The sequence below is a fragment of the Mucilaginibacter polytrichastri genome (assembly GCF_001911425.1).
Taxonomy (GTDB): Bacteria; Bacteroidota; Bacteroidia; order Sphingobacteriales; family Sphingobacteriaceae; genus Mucilaginibacter; species Mucilaginibacter polytrichastri.
In genome coordinates this window covers 14,891-16,257 of the sequence record NZ_MPPL01000001.1, presented here as the reverse complement: position 1 = coordinate 16,257, position 1,367 = coordinate 14,891, and the positions used below count along the sequence as shown (strand labels likewise).

The window sequence follows — 1,367 nt, the reverse complement described above, 5'->3', positions numbered from 1 at the left end:
TGAAACTGATGAACCACTCATCGACGCAGCTACCGAACGTCGCTTTTATAAAAAAGGCGAGCCACTTTTTGTAGCCGGAAAAATTTGCCGCGAGTTGTTCCTGGTATGCAACGGCATATTGCGCATTATGGTTATCAACGAAGCAGGAAACGAGGTAACGTACTTTTTTATTCGTGAAGGCCGACTTTGTTCGATATTAAACAGTTTTAACAATGGCATAATTGCCAAAGAAAACATTTTGGCGGTCAGCAATGTAGAAGTGATTGTGCTAACGCGCGCCAAACTTAATAAGCTTTTTAAACAATTACCCTACTTAAAACCCCTCATCAACCAGATTACCCACCAGGCATTACTGGATAAAATAGCGGTACGGAACGAATACCTGGGCCAGGATGCGGCCGCCCGTTATACAACTTTTGTATCGCAACAGCCCGATACCGCCAGAGAAATTCCCCTGAGTGATATTGCGTCCTACCTGGAGATCACGCCACAATCGCTCAGTCGCATCCGAAAAAATATCCGCTGAAGCATTTTTTACCATTTGTTAAGTGCCGCCCGTTTTGGCTTGCTGAAATTTGCATTAACAAAAAATGTATAATACACATGGAAAATTTAAAAGGTAAAAAAGTGGTTGTTTTAGGCGGAAGCGTTGGAATTGGCTTTGCAACTGCAAAAGCTGCCGCCGAAGAAGGCGCAGAAGTAATCATCGTATCCAGCAACCCGGAACGGTTAAACAAAGCACTTGGCCAGTTACCCGGAAATGCGCAAAGCTTTACTGCTGATCTGGCTAATGAACAGCAGATAGCCGCTCTGTTTAAAACCATCGGCCATTTCGATCACCTGGTGTTCACCGCGGGCGAAGCTTTGCATTTAGGCAATGTTGCAGATACCGACTTTGATGCCGCGAAGAAACTGTTCAATGTGCGATACTGGGGTGCATTTTCGGCAGTAAAATATGCATCAGGAAATATCAATGTAGGGGGCTCTATTACCCTAACCGGTGGCTCGGCCAGTAAACGCCCTGGTGCAGGCTGGGGTTTGGGTGCAAGTATCTGCGCCGCAATGGAAGGCTTTACCCGTGCAATGGCGGTGGAATTAGCGCCCATTCGCGTAAATATCGTTGTTCCAGGCCTTGTAAAAACTAGTTTGTGGGCCAACATGACTACCGAAGATCAGGATGGTATGTTTAACTACTTCTCCGAAAAACTACCGGTTAAATATGTCGCCGGTCCTGACGACATCGCATTAACTTATTTGTATCTTATGAAACAACCATACGGTACCGGCCAGTCGGTTGTTGTTGATGGCGGATATGTGTTGGTTTAGTGTTAAAGAGGCTGTCTCAAAAGTCGATTTTTACAATACTC

2 protein-coding genes are annotated in these 1,367 nt (G+C 45.4%); both read left to right on the top strand.

All coding sequences use genetic code 11. The features are described 5' to 3' along the window. Positions 1-526, top strand: a 526-nt coding sequence (locus tag RG47T_RS00070; protein WP_083627526.1) for a Crp/Fnr family transcriptional regulator, incomplete at its 5' end; no start/stop codon positions are given. Positions 527-603: 77 nt separating this feature from the next. Beyond that, positions 604-1,326, top strand: a complete 723-nt coding sequence (locus tag RG47T_RS00065) for an SDR family oxidoreductase (RefSeq protein ID WP_074487296.1) — start codon at positions 604-606, stop codon at positions 1,324-1,326. The last annotated feature ends 41 nt before the right edge of the window (positions 1,327-1,367 follow it).